The sequence below is a fragment of the Pseudoalteromonas sp. P1-13-1a genome, from assembly GCF_001401875.1.
Taxonomy (GTDB): Bacteria; Pseudomonadota; Gammaproteobacteria; order Enterobacterales; family Alteromonadaceae; genus Pseudoalteromonas.
The window spans coordinates 62,171-79,935 of record NZ_LKDV01000002.1; the positions used below are offsets into that span (position 1 = coordinate 62,171).

The 17,765-nt window shown below is 39.5% G+C and carries 9 protein-coding genes; 1 reads left to right on the forward strand and 8 read right to left on the reverse strand.

Features of this window, described 5'->3' with window-relative positions:
• Positions 1 to 3,684: a translocation/assembly module TamB domain-containing protein gene (locus tag AN391_RS02410; RefSeq protein ID WP_055013914.1), complete on the reverse strand. Its 3,684-nt coding sequence runs from the start codon at positions 3,682 to 3,684 to the stop codon at positions 1 to 3.
• On the reverse strand, positions 3,684 to 5,387 hold the full coding sequence (locus AN391_RS02415; RefSeq protein ID WP_235576465.1) for an autotransporter assembly complex family protein: 1,704 nt from the start codon (positions 5,385 to 5,387) through the stop codon (positions 3,684 to 3,686). Before AN391_RS02415 ends, AN391_RS02410 begins: the two co-directional genes overlap by 1 nt.
• Positions 5,388 to 5,614: 227 nt before the next feature.
• On the opposite strand from AN391_RS02415, the gene AN391_RS02420 reads away from it, so the two are divergent.
• Entirely contained in the window at positions 5,615 to 5,950 is a 336-nt protein-coding gene (locus tag AN391_RS02420) for a ribonuclease E inhibitor RraB (RefSeq protein WP_055014124.1), read from the forward strand.
• Between the two features lie 16 nt (positions 5,951 to 5,966).
• On the opposite strand, the gene AN391_RS02425 is transcribed toward AN391_RS02420, so the two are convergent.
• The 6 genes from AN391_RS02425 to AN391_RS02450 all read right to left on the reverse strand — a co-directional run bounded on the left by AN391_RS02425 (position 5,967) and on the right by AN391_RS02450 (position 17,762).
• Entirely contained in the window at positions 5,967 to 7,718 is a 1,752-nt protein-coding gene (locus AN391_RS02425) for a DEAD/DEAH box helicase (RefSeq protein WP_055013916.1), read from the reverse strand.
• Between the two features lie 173 nt (positions 7,719 to 7,891).
• On the reverse strand, positions 7,892 to 8,194 hold the full coding sequence (locus tag AN391_RS02430) for an H-NS family nucleoid-associated regulatory protein (protein WP_055013917.1): 303 nt from the start codon (positions 8,192 to 8,194) through the stop codon (positions 7,892 to 7,894).
• A gap of 153 nt (positions 8,195 to 8,347) precedes the next feature.
• On the reverse strand, positions 8,348 to 11,167 hold the full coding sequence (locus AN391_RS02435; protein WP_055013918.1) for a TonB-dependent receptor domain-containing protein: 2,820 nt from the start codon (positions 11,165 to 11,167) through the stop codon (positions 8,348 to 8,350).
• A gap of 451 nt (positions 11,168 to 11,618) precedes the next feature.
• The gene (locus tag AN391_RS02440; protein WP_055013919.1) at positions 11,619 to 12,485 is read right to left on the reverse strand and encodes a class I SAM-dependent methyltransferase; all 867 of its coding nucleotides are present in this window, start codon (positions 12,483 to 12,485) and stop codon (positions 11,619 to 11,621) included.
• Positions 12,486 to 12,552: 67 nt separating this feature from the next.
• Positions 12,553 to 15,174, reverse strand: a complete 2,622-nt coding sequence (locus AN391_RS02445) for a TonB-dependent receptor domain-containing protein (protein WP_055013920.1) — start codon at positions 15,172 to 15,174, stop codon at positions 12,553 to 12,555.
• A 245-nt stretch (positions 15,175 to 15,419) separates the two neighbouring features.
• The gene (locus AN391_RS02450) at positions 15,420 to 17,762 is read right to left on the reverse strand and encodes a DNA polymerase II (RefSeq protein WP_055013921.1); all 2,343 of its coding nucleotides are present in this window, start codon (positions 17,760 to 17,762) and stop codon (positions 15,420 to 15,422) included.
• Between the last annotated feature and the right edge of the window lie 3 nt (positions 17,763 to 17,765).

The following is a 17,765-nucleotide window of genomic DNA, read 5'->3' on the forward strand; positions in this document are numbered from 1 at the left end:
TTAATCCCAATCAAACTTATAGAGTAAATCAACATTTTGATTTAAACCACTGGTGATCTCTACATAAAATTGCGAAAGCAGCTGATAACGAATAGCGACCTCGCTGAGCGAGTCAAACACCCCTACGCTGTATTTAACTTGTAAGCTAGGCGCTACATAGCCAGATATTTCAAGTTTAGTGTTATCGCCAGAACCCGTTGAGCTTAAGCTTACATCAGATAAACCAATGGTTTCGCCAACTTTAGATACAACGCCTTCACTGCGGCTCACCCCTTGTGAGAGCAATAACTGAGTAAGCATGGCGTCGCTTGAACTGTCACCCTCGCCTAACGGCTGCCCATTGAGTAAATAAGCAAGCGCTTGTGCTTGGTCCATTGCCGGCTCAGAAAACACTTTTAAGGTAGGTTGCTCAACGTTACCAGTAAGCGTAACACCTGCCACAACACCGTTTGCTGTTGTGTCTGGATTACGTATGGCTTTAATATTTAAAAATGGTTGCTCAATCGAGCCACTGAACCCTATTTGCCCAGTACTAATAATTAAATCTTGGCCAAAAGCTAAATACGTTCCATCGATTAAATTGAGCTCGCCGGTGGCAATTATAGGGGCCCCTTGGCTCATTTTGATGGCCAAATCTCCCGCTATTTTAGACTCAAGGCCAAACGATTCTATTTTCACATCGTTTTTAACAATGACTTTTAAATTTACATCGTAGTCAAATGGCACGTTTTCTGATTTTTCCGTTTGCTGATCAACAATAATCTCATCGTCGCTCACTTGAACGGCGCCCTCTGGCAGCTCTTCAATCATTACTCTGCCATAAGGTACAATCACTTCGCCCGACAGCTTTAATGCATTATTTGCCAGTCCAATGGTTAAATCAGGAGATACTTTAAACGTCACGCCTTGCTGTGCACGCACAAAAAACTGCTCGCCATTAACGCTTACGTTTACCTCAGGCTGTGCGCTTTGCCAATCTACATCGCCAGTTAAGTTTATTTTACCACCTTGGCTGTCGTTTAAATTACCTTTAATTGTGGCGGTAGTTTTATCAAATAAAATGTTTATATTAGATTTTTGCAATACTATAGGTAACTGCTCACCTTCTAAATTGATATCACTAACATTTAGCTCACCTTTTAATAGTGGGTCTTGTAATGTGCCAGCAAGTGCCACATTACCGGTTACATCCCCTTTTAATTGCTCAAGGGTCTCTAAAAATGGATGTAAGTCTGATAGCAAAATTTTGTCTATATCGATGTTACCGTTTAATGTTTGCTGATTTTGAATATCATCAATATTAATTTGGGTGGTTATTTTACCCAGCACACTTGAGTCTAAATCTGCTTCTAGTTTACCTGTTTGAGAGTCAGTATAGGCACTGATTTTTAGCGTTTCTATAGGCAACCTAAACCGGTCTTCCTCTGAGGTAAGAACCGCAACAAGTTCGTGCGAATTTAAATTAGCCCGTAGTGTTTTTAAAGCGCCCTCGCTCCAATTTGCAGCAAAGTCGCCGCTTATATCGCCTCGCGTACGCATGTTATCTGGTAAAAAATGTTTTAGCTCTTCAAGCGCTAAATTGCTCAAGCTGGCATTAAATTGGCCCAAGTTTTTGGTTTGCGCAAGAGTGTTAATGCATAGCTCACTTTTGTTTGAGCGCCAACAATGCGCACTCACATCAAAGTCGCTGGTTTGAGTATTAAACATCACTGCAATTTTTTTACTATTACTAAAACTAAGCTTTTTATCACTTAGCGTTATGTTACTGAGCGAGCCATTCCACACGTCATTATTTAGCTTACCGGCTACTTCAAGCTCAGCAGCCCCTTGCTCTGCATCTATAGCGACAACAATTTGGTGATCGGTTTTATCGCCAGAGGCTGTTAGCTCAACGCGATTAATGATCTCATCAGCAACCTTTGCTGAGCCTACGTTTAAGCTCACATCAGTTTGCCAGTCTGCGGCGGTATCGAGCTTTCCTTTGAGGGCGAGTTTGTTAACGTTTATATCGTTATAGATAAAGTTGTCGAGTAATAACGATAAATCAACGGCAGGGGTTAAACGCTGGCCTCTGATTTTTAAATCGGCCTTACCATTTGCTACAAATGGCAGGTTTGTTTGCTCACTTCCTGTGAGTGTTACTTTCCCGTCAACCTGCCAGGTGTCGTCTACTTGCCCGCTCAAGGTTAACTTATTAGGCCCGCTACTCAAATACAGGCTATCTATGTTGGCTTTAAGCGTATTATTAAGTGTAAAGTTTGAGGCAAATTCAAGCGGTGTTTGGTTAAGTGTTCCTGTAAGCTGCGTATTATCCATTTGCAATTGCCAGTTTTGCCCTTCGCTATTAAAGCGCCCCTCTAGCTGACCAGAAATATCACTTGTAACGGTATCTGTTAAATACTGTGCTTTTAAACTATTTAACGAACCAGAAAATTCGGCCTGTATGCCCTTTTGCCAATTAACGTTGCCATTGAATATTGCACTACTGTCGTTTGCTTTTAGGCTTAAAGTGCTTAGCTGTGCTTGGCTAAGCGAGCCGTTTAATTGCGTATTTAATACAACAGCTGGATAGGCACCTAGCTGGCTATCCGCTTTTAAACTTAGCGTATAATCATCTGCATTACCCGAGGCTGATAAATCAACATGACTTACTTTTAGCTCATTACTTTGCGCGTCAATCAGCCACTGCTCAACTTTACCGGTAAGTTCAAATGGATAATTTTTTTGTTTTAAATTAGCCGTTGCCGTTAAATTCAATGGGTATTGGCCGGTTGTATTTAACTTTATATTTAAATCAGATAGATCGCCACTTAATGCCAGATTAGCTTGATGTAAGTCGCTATTTAAGGCTATTTCACCCTTTATCGGCAAGTTCCCGGTAAGTTCACTGCTCAACTGCGTATTTAATTGCCATTGTTGATACTGCGCGCTAAGGGTTTGTAAGTTAACTTTTTCATCTTCTACATTTAGTGCAAGCGCTATGTTTTCAATTGTATGTGTTTGCTCACCTTGTTCAATACCCACGTTTTTTACGTCAAACTGCTCTACCCGTAAATTAAGGGGCGATGTAAATTCTATATCTGGTAACGCGGGTAGCGCTGTTAGCGCCTGGCTTTGCTGAACCGTTGCCTGTTTGGATGAGGTGGGTTGCTCTTTAAGCTTTACCAGTACATCGCTAATAGTCAGGCTTTTTACCGCTAAGGTTGCATCTTCGGCTTTCGCTGCAAGGGTAAAGTTATTTACGGTTACATCAGCACTGGAATGATTTAATACAAATTCGTTTATTGCTATATTTTTTACTGCAATATTAAAGGGAAACGTAATTTTAGCTAATGGCTCTGAGGCGCTCTCTTGTGTAGCTTCGGGCGGATTGCCAAGAGCAAGCTTGACTGACCGCGCACTTACATTTTCAATACATAAGCCATCGCACTGCCACCAAAATAAATCTATTTTAAGCTGCTGGGCTTTAAAATCTGTACTTTGGTTTTTAAAGCTCACATTAAACGGGTTGTTATATAAAAAGCGCCCTTTTTTAATCTCAATATGTAAGCCGTCTACCATTTTGTTTGCACTATAAGCAATAAATTGATTACCGGGCGCAGTAAATAACAAACAAAATATAATAACGGCAAGCGTGATTAAAATGCCGATGACAGCGGCGGATATTTTTTTAAATACTGACATTAAATTTCTGGCCCTATGGTAATACTTAAACGTGTGCTTTTACTTTCTTTAGTCAGCCCCCATGCATGATCTACTTTTACGGGGCCTATGGGCGTTAAATAACGAAAGCCAAAGCCTGCGCCCACTTCAAAGTCATCCGAAAAGTCATTTGTGGCGGTACCACCATCTACAAATATGGCTGCGCGCCAGTTTTGCGCAAACTGGTAGTTGTACTCAATCGTACTAGTTAGTAAGTATTTACCACCAATTAAGTCACCGTCTTCATCTTCAGGAGAAATAGACTGATAAGCAAAACCACGTACACTTTGGTCACCACCGGCATAAAAACGCAACGAATAAGGTACGTTTTCAATATTATCGACCAGCATTGCGCCAACGTTTGCTTTTAAAAAAACTAAGTGTTTATCTAAATAAGTTCGTAGCCACGCATGCTGCAATTGCACCCGCACCAAGTTTGTAGTTGAAAGTACATCGTCTAAACCAAACTCTGCCGAAATTAACCACTGCTCCCCCCAATAAGGCGTTGTGCCCCCTTTTGTTTTTTTACGGGCATAGCTAATACCTGGCATTAGCATTTCGGTGCTTTCTTCAGGTTCATCACCAATGCGGTATGTTTCTTGGTCGCGGCGTAAAAATGCCGTGCGTACCCATTTATCTTCAGTTAACCATTGGCGCTGTAATTGTCCGGTCAGTATTTCACTGTAAATATCATCGGCAAGTTCATCTTCTAATTTGTAACCTACTGAAAACCGCCATAAATCGTCGTTCGGGTCATCGACTGGAATGGTGTACGCCATAGAAATATCTTGTTGTTTCTCAGCTACATTTAAATTGCTTTCGAGATAGTGCCCGTCATCGGTTATCCACGGTTTACTCCATTTAAAACGCACTTTTGGACCCAGTTCGGTATTGAAGCCGCCACCCACTTCGTAGCTATTAGCGGGTTTGTGCAGCACGTCAATATTAATCGGTACTTGCCCGTTGGCTCTTGCTGGTATATCGGCATAAATACGCACGCTTGAAAAATACGGCGTGCTTGAAAGTTCAAGGTTATAATCAGCAATCTGTGTGGCTTTATAGGCTTGACCTTGGGTAAAAGGTGCAAGTGAGCGAATGTATTTTTCTGCGGGTGTGTCTTTTGCGATAATAATATCGCCATAGGCGTAGCGCACGCCGGTGTCTATACTGAATGTGATAACGGCACTGTTTTTTTGCACTGATACAGCAAGCTTTCGAACTGGCCATTTAGCATCGAAATAGCCTAGTTCTAATAGCATCGACTCTATTTTTTTATGGGCTGAGTCGTACTTGCCATGATTAAGCACATCGCCTTGGGTTAAATTTAAGTTTTTAATAACATTTTGTAATTGCGAGTCGCTTTTCCCCTCACCATTGAGCGTTATATTAATTGCTTCAATGCGAGTGGCAGGTCCGCGTTCTATTTGGACGATAAGCTCTTTATCGTCTTTATCAAACTCAATGTCTATCGTTGGATTGTAATACCCCAGCGCTTTAATACTGCTTTGTACTTGCTTTTTGGCGTAGCGACGCAAGGTTCTTGTAGGCTTTTCACCAACTAGCTGCTTTAAATATAGCTCAACGTTACTTTCTAACTCGCCACTGATCCCTTTAATCTCGTAATCTTCAATTACCCTTTGCTCAGCGCTGACTTGAGTGCTTATGAAAAAAACGAAAAAAAACACAAAACGTAATAACTGTTTGAACAAGTAAATATCCTTACTTTTTATTCTTTAAATTTAACCTTGGATGAGTTGCATACTAACATAGCCATAATGAGCAACACATTAACTTAATCGTAATCTTGCACCAAATTTTGCTCGCTTTTAACGTTAAAATTAATACGCTTTAAAGCAATATTTTGGTTACAATAGCCACTACGAATACAAAATTAATTTTAAATGAGTTTTTAATGCAATTCCCTGATGATGATAACGGCCAACTTTTAGCCGAAATAGCCGCTGCTGGCGTTGATTTAAGCAAAATGCACCAAATCGATTTTTTCATTTTATTTGAACAACAAGCTGACGCTGAAAAGTTTGCTAAAGAAATAGTCTCTGATGCATTAGTACAAAGCACTAACGTTGAAAAATGCAAAGACACAGGCGTATGGGAAGTAATTACTCATGTACAAATGGTGCCAGAGCACACATTACTTGGCCAAGCAGAGCAATACCTTGAAAGCATTGCTAATAGCTACAATGGCTATGGCGATGGCTGGGGTTTAATGGACGAAGACGCCGCTTGATAAGGATCAGTTAAGCCTAGCCGCTTAACTGATTCGCTTTTCTAAAGCTGCCTGTGTAATCAAATAATTTATCAGATACCTTCCAGCCATACTTTTTACTTTTACGCGCGATAACAAAGTCAGGGTGCACTAAATCAAACTGTGCCTTAATAACCTGCTCAGCATTTTTAAATTCGACTGGCGCTTGCCCCTGCCCTAGGCGTTTTCCAAACTGTTTATTAAAAATATATTGCCCACCTTTACTGGCAAGGTTATATACCTCATCGCAACTTGCGCCATCTTCATCAAAGTAGGTTATTTTAATTAAATCATCTTTCAGTTTTACCACTGATAACCCGCTGCAGCGTAGTACTAACGCATCCTTTAAGTTAAGTGCGTTGCGTAGCTTGTCATCGGGGTCGGCCATTACAGCGCCGCAATCATGGCATTTACGCGCAGCAATATCGTTTTGAGCGCCACATTGGTCACACTCTTTAAACCTAAACCGATAATCGCATTGCTCTTTATGGCCTTCGTCATCTTCTAATAAACCTTGGCAGCGCCTACCAAAATGCTCAATGACTTTGCCTGCTGAATCGGTTTTTCCCCAAAAAATATTTGCAAACCCACACCCAGGGCAAAGCACTTGAACGGGTTCATTATCGCTGTCACCTTTTTTATCACCCACTTCAGGGTGAAATAAATCAAAGCCGTTGCCTGCGTAATCTATAACTAAGCAATCTGTTTTTCCTTCATTTAGCCTAAGTCCACGGCCAACAATTTGCTGGTATAGGCTAACCGATTCGGTAGGGCGTAAAATAGCGATAAAATCGACATGCGGCGCATCAAATCCGGTAGTTAAAACAGAAATATTAACGAGGTATTTGATGTTTTTTTGTTTAAATTGATTTATTAATTTATCGCGTTCAGCATTTGGGGTATCACCAGTTATAAGGGCACTTTGCTCTGCGGGTAAATAAGTTAAAATTTCTTGCGCGTGCATCACCGTTGCCGCAAATATCATTACGCCTTGGCGGGTTTCGCTGTATTGTATTACCTGCTTTAGTATAGCTTGCGTTGCGCGCTCACTGTTTTTTAAAAGCGCATTCATATCATCAGTCGTATATTGCCCAAACGCATTAGTAGCCAAAGACGAAAAGTCATAATGACTAATTGCCGCGTCCACTTCATTTGGCGGCGTTAAGTAGTTATGTTTGATCATATACCTGAGCGGTAATTCAAATATACAGTTTTTAAATGGGCTTTCTTTATTACCTTTTACAAAACCATGGTAATGATGATGGTATATCCACCCCATTCCTAATCTATAAGGTGTGGCCGTTAAACCCAATACTTTTAACTGAGGGTTATATTGTTTGAGCGTATTTATAACCTTTCCGTATTGGCTTTTTTTATCACCATTTACTCTGTGGCACTCATCAATAATAAGCAAAGAATAATGCTCATTTAATTTATTTAAATTACGCGATAAAGATTGAACACTGGCAAAGGTAACTTGGTGGCTAAGTGATTTTTCTTTTAACCCTGCTGAAAATATACTCGCTTTTAAACCAAAGCTTTTATATTTTTGTGCGTTTTGCTCTACAAGCTCTTTAACATGTGCAAGCACCAGTATTTTTTGTTTAGCTATTCGCGCAAGCTCTGCAATAACAAGGCTTTTACCGGCACCGGTAGGCAGTACAATTACGGCAGGGTCATTTGTTTTTCTAAAATGTAAAACGGTGCGCTCTACGGCCTCTTGCTGATACGGCCTTAATTTATAGCTCATGAAAATAGTAAATAGAATAACCAGAAATGCAGTTTAACAAATACTAAGCGACTGCGGGGAGTTTAAGGTAAGTTTTCGCCAATTAAACCTGACTTGCAAAGCGTAAGCCTAAGGTTTAGTTATTAAGTTATACATCATAAAAAAAGAGAAGCCGTAGCTTCTCTGTTATTTTATTAAGCTAGGTGCTTTTGTAAATCAACACCTTCAAACGCTTTAGGACGACGTCCACGACCGGTCCATTCAACCACCTCGCCATCTACTTCAATGCGATACTTAGCTTTTACTTTAGTTCGCTTATCTGCAGTACCATCTTGTAAATCTTCTAACGTAAGTCCTTTTTCTTTTAAAAGATCCAACACTTCCTGTTTAGCTTGTAGCTGCTCAGTATATTTTGCAATCGCATCAGTGATTAATTGTTGTGCTTTTTCTAGCTCAGTTAATGATGCTGTTTTAATAAAAGATCGAACTTCTTTCATTTATATCTCGCTAAATTATAGGGTTAGATTTTAATTCCTTTTTAGTATAAGCCTAAAATAGAAAATAGGCTACGAGAAGAAAGTATTAGCTATTTTTTTAAAGTTTAAAAAAAAGCCGCGATTAAAATCACGGCTTTGACATTTAATAACTAATTAAAACTTAGTAGTTAAACTTAATTGTAAGTATCTACCAGTTACATCATATGCTTCAGAAACTGTATTAATACCTGTACCACCACTAGAAGAACTTTGGTTAGCAACTGGTGGTTGCTTATCAAATAAGTTACGCACTGTTAATGTCACATTTGTACTATCAGAGAAGCTATAGCCTGCTGAAATATCGTGATAAACAACTGATGGGAATTCGTTATATTTCTCTAAAGGAGTAAAGTCTGTGTAGTTGAAGTTACCTCCATCAACACTATCTTTTGAACGATCCCAGTAACGCATACGCCACGAAAGATTTAAATCTTCTAAGCCGTAGCTTAAGTTAAGATTTGCTCTGTTATCTGGAGTGAATACTTGGCCAGCATATTCAACTGTTTCACCACTCTCGATACCTGTTTCATCATATTTGATTAGATGATTCCAAATCAGATTTGCACCAAATTCACCATGCTCAGTATCAATCTTGTACGCTAACTCAATGTCAAGACCAGCAGTTTCGATATTGTTTTCGTTACTTGTTCCTGAGTTTACTTCAACTAAAGCACCATTTTGGTCACGTAAAGAATTCCCACCACAAGTTGGATCAAAGTCAGCAGCACTTACATCAAAACAACGGTTTAGTACTGTAGTACGGCTTGTCGTTGAAATAGCATCTTCCACAGAGATATCATAGTAATCTACTGTTAAAGCAAACTCTTCAGTTGCTTGCCACACAACACCTAAGCTGTATGTATCTGCAGTTTCTTCTTGAACATCTTCATTACCACCAATAAAACCACCAGTGCTTTGTGCCTCTGTTTGTGTTAATTCAAACGAGCCATTTGCGGCAACACGAGCAGCAATCTCAGGAATTGATAAACAGTTTTGAGCTACATTACCAGTATCTGAAGCAGTCACACCACTACACGGATCTGTTACTGTAGCAAAGGTCTCACCTCGGCCACCAAATAAATCTGCAATGTTTGGTGTACGTATAGCTGTTGCTGCTGAAGCTCTAAATTTCAATGTATCAATTGGTGAGTATTGAATACCCGCATTCCATGTTGTTTGACCACCAACAATTTCATGATCTGAATAGCGAGCAGCTAAATCAAGCTCAAGATTATCTAAAATAGGTAATATTGTTTCTACATAGTAATCGTTAGAGTAGTAACTGCCATCAGTTGGTAATGAGCGGTTAGTACTTGACGCACCAGTTTGAGCTAGATCACCTGGGTTGAAGAAACCACTTTCTAAACGGTGCTCTGCCCCCATAGCTACACCAATTCTTCCGCCTGCTAGTTCAACTGGTAATTCACCAACTAAAGAAGCAGAAACTATAAATTGCTCAGTTTGGCCAGCAATTTTGGCAGGTACTTTAACATAATCAACAGCTTCTGCTGAAACAGAGCCCTCACCAAATAAATTTAATGGCACACAACCTTGTAAAACAGCTAGATCATTTGCACATTGAAGTGAACCATCATCGTTTTGTACTACATCAAAAGCTTGTGCTGCTCTTTCAATGTTAACTTGGCCACCACTGTCTTGACGTTGATCAGTTTTACCCCAAGATACATAAGTATTTAATGACCAGTCATCATTGATCATCCAATCTATGCCTGTCGCAATTCGAACAGTATCACGCTCTAAATCAGTAGAACGAGCACCAAACTCAACCATACGGCGAACTAGCTCGGGAATGTTATCATCTAAGCCATAACCGTCATTAAGAAGATTTTCACGAAGTAACTCCGGAACCATAGGATTACTAAGCTTTATCCCACCTTCTCCACCACGTTCTGGTAAGAATACATCATTAGTAGAAAATGGCGTTGGCTCAATAGTCGAGTTATAAGTTTTAGATGAGTTCCAGTTCATCTCAGCAAAGAATTCCACATCATCATTAATTTCTTGCTTGATGTTTAACGCAGCATACTTTCTTTCAAGTGGGGTAACTAATTGACGATAATCAGCTCTGTTAAATGCATCGCCACCTTCAAGCCCAGTGTAAGGAGTACCGTCAGCATTATACGAGCCGACACGCCCCTGAGGAGTATACGAAGAGAATACCTTCCCTACATACTCGTTACCGTTTTCATCAAGTAGTATCGCTTCATCAAACTCAGAAAACGCACGGTCAGAAGGTTTTAGACCTTTGTCATCATCATAACCAATAGCAACGGTTACATTACCTGAATCCCAACTATTACCAGCGGTTAGATTTAGAGAGTACTTCTCACGATCACCTTCGTCGGAAATACCAGTTTGAGCGTTAACTTCAACACCCTCTACGTTATCACGAGTGATAATATTTACTACACCAGCTACAGCATCTGTACCATAGATGGCAGATGAAGCGCTTTTTAATATTTCGATTCGCTCAATCATTGAGGCTGGGATGGCATTTAAATCAACGGCATAACCACTTGAAGGTGAACGACCAGATACAAAACGACGGCCGTTAACCAATACTAAAGTGCGCGCTTCACCTAAGTTTCTTAATGAGGTTGTATTTAAACCTACGCCAGAAGTACTGAATGAAGAGTTAGATTGGTCTGCGCCGGCTATAGCAACAGGTGATTGGTTTAAAACGTCAGCTACGTTTAATGCCCCCATTTGCTCTATATCTGTTCTGCCAATGATAGTCACAGGTACTGGTGTTTCTACGTCAGTACGCTTAATACGTGAACCAGTAACTTGAATACGTTCTACTTTTTCAACCCCTTCTTCAGCAGCAAATGTATTTGCTGAAAACGCAGCTGCAGATGCTGCACCAAAAGCAATCGCTAAGCGCACTGCCTTTGAAACTTTATGATTTAACATGTGATTCTCCCTGAAAGAATTTTATTTATATATTTATTATTTTAGCTATTAAATGAATAGCATAAGAAGTGAAAGCATCGCTTCTTTTGTAAATGTTATTACCAATATATAAACATAGTCAACACATTAAAAACCAATAATTCACATCACTTTAAATATAATTAACTAGAGTTTATTTCAATAAAAGGGACAAACAATTAAACTTAAATATACCAAAAATCGGAACGATGTGTTTTTAGGTATAAAGTCTAAAACACATTTATTTATTAACATTTTTAAAGGTATTAACAAGATAATTTAAAATTTATAAATGACAATGTGAGTGAAAATGTTGTTTAACAAGTCGCCACAAAGCTAGAAGGGGTGGGCTATGCAGCTCATACGGCCTATGAAATACCATCAAAGCTGCTAGGTTATTAATGCACAGAACGCATTTTAGTGATGAGGCTAGCTATTTGCGTCCCTTGTAAAGCGTTCCGATATATTCATTATTAGCGTCAACTAAAGCCTCTTTAGATATTTTATTGCCTAATAACAACTGGCTAATTTTCTGTGAATTTAACGCCGCTTGCTTTAAGTCATTTAGCCTAAAGGTCAGCCCCTCAAGCTCTTGAGTAAATAATTGATAGGCGCGTTCTAAATCTATTTTTCTATTATTCAAAATAAACTGAAAAAAGTCAGGATACCGTGTTCCATTAACTGCGTGTGGATGTACTTCCCTTTCAAGCTGGATAAGGTTATTTATTGTTTTTATCAAGTTATTGACCTGAGCATTATCACCTTTTGTTAACTCATCAATTAGCTGCTTTAAGGGGGTTAACAAGTCGCTACGTACGCGAACAGCAGACTCCAGTATAAGCACATTTGGTTTAACTATATCTGAGTCTATTTCATGGCAAACAATTTGATAAAACCCACCCGGTTTTAATACTCTAAATAATTCAGGAATACTTTTTGATAGTTCACTGTATTCAATTGCAAATTGAGCCACTATCGCATCAAATTCATTATTTTCAAAAGGTAAGGTCTCTGCACTTACACTTGATAAAATACGCGACTCAGGCACGCCTGTAACACTCTTTGCCACTGTTGCTTTATCGATACCAATAAAATTCAACTGATCTTTACTACTATCGTGTATGAGCTTTATCAGTGCGCCATTGCCAGTCCCTATGTCTAATATCTTACACTGTGGACTAAGCTCGCTAGCAAAACCTGTCCAGCTCTGCTTGAGCTTGCCTGTATAGTTTTTTTTAATATCCTGCCCAAATGAAGTTAAATACCCTTGAGACCAATACTCACTCCAATAATTTTCCATATAAAATCCCCATAAAAAAAGGGCTGAATAAATTCAGCCCTATATATCAACCTGTTTCTAATTAATATTAGAAGCTAATTGAGTAGTTTAGACGGTAATCACGACCAAAGTTGTTGTAAAGGTCTTGGTTATCCCATGTACCAGCTGAAGAAAGAACTGGGTCTTCATCAGTTAAGTTACTTACTGTAAATGTTACAGCGCCGTAAACACCTGCATTGTAGCTGTAAGTTAAGTTATGGATTAACCAGCTGTCTAAGTCACCTGATTGCTCGTAGAAACCATCACCATCTTCATCAACTTCAGTTTCAGACGTACTTGCTGTGTAAGTAGAGTTCCAAGATACTGTGTGATCATCAAGTGACCAAGAAATTGTTGCTACTGACTTAAGATCAGGTTGGCCAGACCAACCAGCAGTGTCTTGTACAACACCACCCACTTCAGAATCGTATGAAAGAGTTACACTGTTAACATTGTTAAAGCGGAAATCACCAAAATCAGTCTCTACGTTTGCATTAATAGTGAAGTCAAAACCTTCAATTTCGAAACCAGCACCGTTAAAGTAAGAAGTACCCGCTTCAAGTAGCGTACCTGAAGCAGAACGCTTAAGGTAGAAAGTTTCGTTAGACGTATCTGTATCAGCACTTACTGCAGTGATTAGGCCAGCTGCCTCATCAGATAATAAGCCCTGTAGAGATTTTGACTGTATAACGTTATCAATAGAAAGTTGGAAGTAATCTAACTTAAAGCTTAAGTTGTCGTTTACATCCCACGCCACACCTAAGTTGATGTAATCTGACTCTTCCGCTTCAAGCTCTGAGTTTGCTGTGTAGTACGTATCGTACTGACGTGATGTAGTAGAGCCTGCAGAGTAATCGATTGCAGATTCAGCTGAGAATGTACGTGCTGCGTTAAGTAAATCTAGGCCTGGCGCGCGGAAAGACTCAGAGTAAGAACCACGAATCACTACGTTATCAGCAACCTGCCAACGAGCAGATACTGCAGGAGCAAGGTTATCACCGAAGTCAGAGTAATCATCGTAACGAGCTTTTAAGTTTACTTCTACTGTATCAGAAACTGGTAGTACTGATTCGAAGAAGATAGCAGTAACATCACGGTCACCCATTGAAGAGTTACCAGCAGAGCCACCGATTAGGCCAGCTTCAGATTGACCATCGTAAATATCTTCGTAAGTTTGTTCAAAGTACTCAACACCTACGTAGTGAGCAACAGCGCCCCCTGGTAGTTCAAATAAGTCAAAACCTAAACCAGCAAAGTATTGGTCAAAAGTAGAAGCAGAGCTTTGTAACGTAGTCGATTTCATGTTGGCAATGCCTTCATCAGAGCCTAAATCGATATCGTTAGCTTCGTTGTATGCTAAACCGCTGTAAGAAAGGTAGTACTCACCCACAGATTTGTTATCTGCTTTGTTGTGGTGGTAGTAAACTTCCCAAGAAGCGTTGTTCCAATCTAAATCACCACGTAAACCAGCTGTTAAATCTTGGTTGTAATCGTCTACGTTACCATCACGTGTACCTATACCTACCCAACGGAATAAACCATATGCACCGTCTTCACCGTATGGGTTGTGTGGGTTATCAGCTGACATGTTTTCCCATGGTGCAGCCGGTGGAGCGTAACGACCAAATGAAGAGTTTTGTACAAACATTGTTTGAGCAAAGAACTCAATGTCGTCTGTTAGCTCGTAGTTAGCACTAACATATAATGTGTTACGGTCGATTGAAGCTGTGTTGTAAGATACGTTAGCGAACGCATACATACAGTACTCAGAGCCTGGACCCCAGCTTTCGTTTGCATCAACGCGACGGAAAGTATCTTCACCGTATTCAGAGATTAAATCGTCACATAAAAGTGAAGCTGATGCTGTAGCAAAATCAGGTGAAAGTACAGTAGCGCCGTAGTAAGACCAACCTACAGTATCTGCAGTGTAAGCCTCAATGTCGCCATCACCGTCTAAATCACCAATTTGCGCTTTAGTGTAGTCACGGTCAGCATCTGAAATGCCTTTACGAGATTGGTGGTCAAAAGAGAATGTAATGTTACCTTTATCGCTAGATACACCACCTGTTACAGAAAACTCTGTAGAAGTAGTACCTTCGTCTTGGTCACGGTGACCTGCACCGATGTTAAACGTTAGGCCTTCAAAGTTTTCTTTTAAAATTACGTTAACAACACCCGCCATTGCATCAGAACCATAAATAGAAGATGCACCTTCAGTCATGATATCGATACGTTCAACAGCAGCCATTGGAATAGCATTAAGGTTAGCAGAAGCACCACCTAATGTTGGTGAACCAGGGAAACGACGACCATTTAAAAGTACTAAAGTACGACGTGAGCCAGCACCACGTAAGTTGATAGTTGCCTGTGATTGAGCTGAGCTACCAGAACGCTCTGAAAACGAACCGAATGAGTTTAATGAACTAGAACGTAGCGCATCTGCAACTGTGTAGTCACCTTCTAGTTTAATATCAGCAGAAGTAATAGATACTACTGGAGAAGCACCCTCTAAATCTGTACGTTTGATACGTGAACCAGTTACTTGGATGCGTTCTACTTTCTCTGCAGACTCTTCTTCTGCAGCAAATGAACTTGACGAAAATGCAGCTGTTGATACTGCACCAAATGCAATCGCTAAGCGAACTGCCTTTGAAACTTTATTATTTAACATTTGATTCTCCCTGGGTCACCACTTGTTAGAAGCGACTATTATTTAATTATTTTTTGTTGTCACAGTTTGTTAACAGCGACTAAACCAAATACTAAACAAAAAATATCTAAAAGCCAACTACTGTTAACCAAATATTAATTAAAAAAGGGGTTTTTATTGGTTTTTAGCTTAAATGAAGAATTACTGTACAAAAATAGAGCTAAAACGTGGATTATGTAATCAAAAAATGCATTAATGGGTACAAGTTAGAACAATTCGAACTGTTTTAGCTCAAAATTGTTTACGTTAACGTTAACAAACTGTGCAACCATTTCTAATAAAGGTACAATCTGTTTATCTATATACAATGGGTAGTCATAGCTATGCAGCCCCTGATACAGCTCAACACCGTGGGTTGTGTAAACGAATGTAACAAATTCACCTCTTTTTGGCGTAAATTCACTATTTTGTTTCTGAAACTTTTTTACTGCTTGTACATGGGGTGGGATATTTTTTTGATAATCGGTTAAGTTTTGACCTAAACGTTTTTTAAAAACCAGCAAATGATCAAATTCGCCACGTAAAAGTTTACTAATGTAATCGTTTACAAGGTCACTAATTTGCTCAGGTTGATTAAAAAGGAGGGTAAATAAGTCAAATTGGAACTGTTGAGCCAGTTTAGTCCAGTCACTTCTTACGGTTTCTAAGCCTTTAAAAACCAATTTTGATTCTTCCGGCTTTATCAACTGACCTACATAGCGCTTTTTAGACCCCACACTTTTACCTCTTATGGTGGGTAAAAAGAACGGGCTGTAAAGCGATTCAAACTCTATTTCTAAATGGCTAGTTAAATTATATTTAGCGTGTATGTGTTGCTGCCACAACGTGTTTATGTGTTTAGCTAACTGTTTACCTATTTTATTACACACTTCAACACTTAAATCATCCGTTAATTTTACAAAGGTCGAATCGGTATCGCCGTAAATAACGCTATAACCTTGCTCTTCAATCCACTTTTTAGTTTGCTGCATTATTTCATGGCCACGTAAAGTAATAGAACTTGAGAGTCTAGGGTCATAAAAACGACAGCCTTGTGATCCTAATACACCATATAAGCTGTTCATTATTATTTTAATGGCTTGGGATAGCATTAAATCGTGATTATCTTTAGCTCGTTGACGCTGGAGTGCTAGGCTTTTTATAAGCTTGGGTAAGTGGTGCTGCTCTCGAGAAAACTGTGCGCTATTAAAACCTTCAATACTATTTTCAGGGTTTTCAATCCCTTCTATCAGGCCAAGCGGGTCTATATGAAAGGTTTGCATAATACTGGGGTACAGGCTTTTAAAATCAAGCACGATGACATTTTTATACAGCCCCGGTACCGACTCCATAACATAACCACCTGGACTTTCAAAAGTCAGCCCATGATCGCCCATATTGGGGGCTACATAACCGCTTCTATGTAGTAAAGGCAAATACATGTTTACAAAAGCCGCCACTGAGCCGCCACGCTTTTCGAGCTCAAGGCCGGTTAGCTGTGTGCGAATAACTGCAAAATCGAGAAGCTTTAGCTTATCGAAAATTTTATTAACAAGTATGCAGTCTTGGCGGTTGTAGTTAGCGAGCGCGAGCTTATCTTCATTAAATTGACGAATAATCTCTTGTAAGCCGTTACTGGACTCGATTAATTTAGATTCACCTAAAATCTCTTTTGAAACATTGGCAAGTGAGAAGGTCTCGAAGCTATAAGTGGCATTTTTTAAGGTATCAATGCCATCTATTACGCAGCGCCCAGGAATAGACACCCGTGTAAAATGCCCTTTTCGAACATATAAAGGAAGGTTTCCTCTTCCTAGTAATAGTTTTACTCCAAGTGCCACAGAGCGCTCATAAATAACTGCAAAATCAAACTCAATAACATTCCACCCAATAATAATATCTGGGTCGCATTGCTTAATAAGTGTTACAAGCTGATGCAATAGAGCAACCTCGTCTTCGCACCATATAATAGTATAACCAATGTTTGGATCATGATACTCAGGTTCGCCAATCATAATCACGCAGTCTAAACCACAGCCTACTAAGCCAACAGAAAACAGCACTCCACTTTCATTACACTCTATATCAAGTGATAACTTAGAAAGTGTAGGTGTATAGTCTGCGTTAGCTTTTAATTTAGCATCTAAAATTTCAATGTAATGCGCATGATCTACTCGTTTACCCGTAACCCACGCTCCACCTTTAATAAAGCGTTCCATTAAATAGCGCTCAATGGGCCTTATATCATCTTCATAAAGTGTAATACCGCGACTTTTTAACGCTTTGCTCGCACTATAAAAGTGTTTGAGCGAGTAAAAGTAACAGCCACACATTACTTGCTGCTGAAAGTTTTTAAGTGAAAGAGGTTTGATTAAAAAGTTCAGTGATTCGGCAGATAAAATAGCTTGAGCTGCTTTTTCATCTGACTTTTTTATAAAAAATAGCGCGGTTTCATTCTCAGAAATTGTTTTTATAGGTCCATTATCGGTAGCAAACCAAATTTCATATTGTAAACCCTGAGCGCTATCGTGCGCTTGTGCAGAAAGTACAAAGCCAGAAGTTAAATACACTAT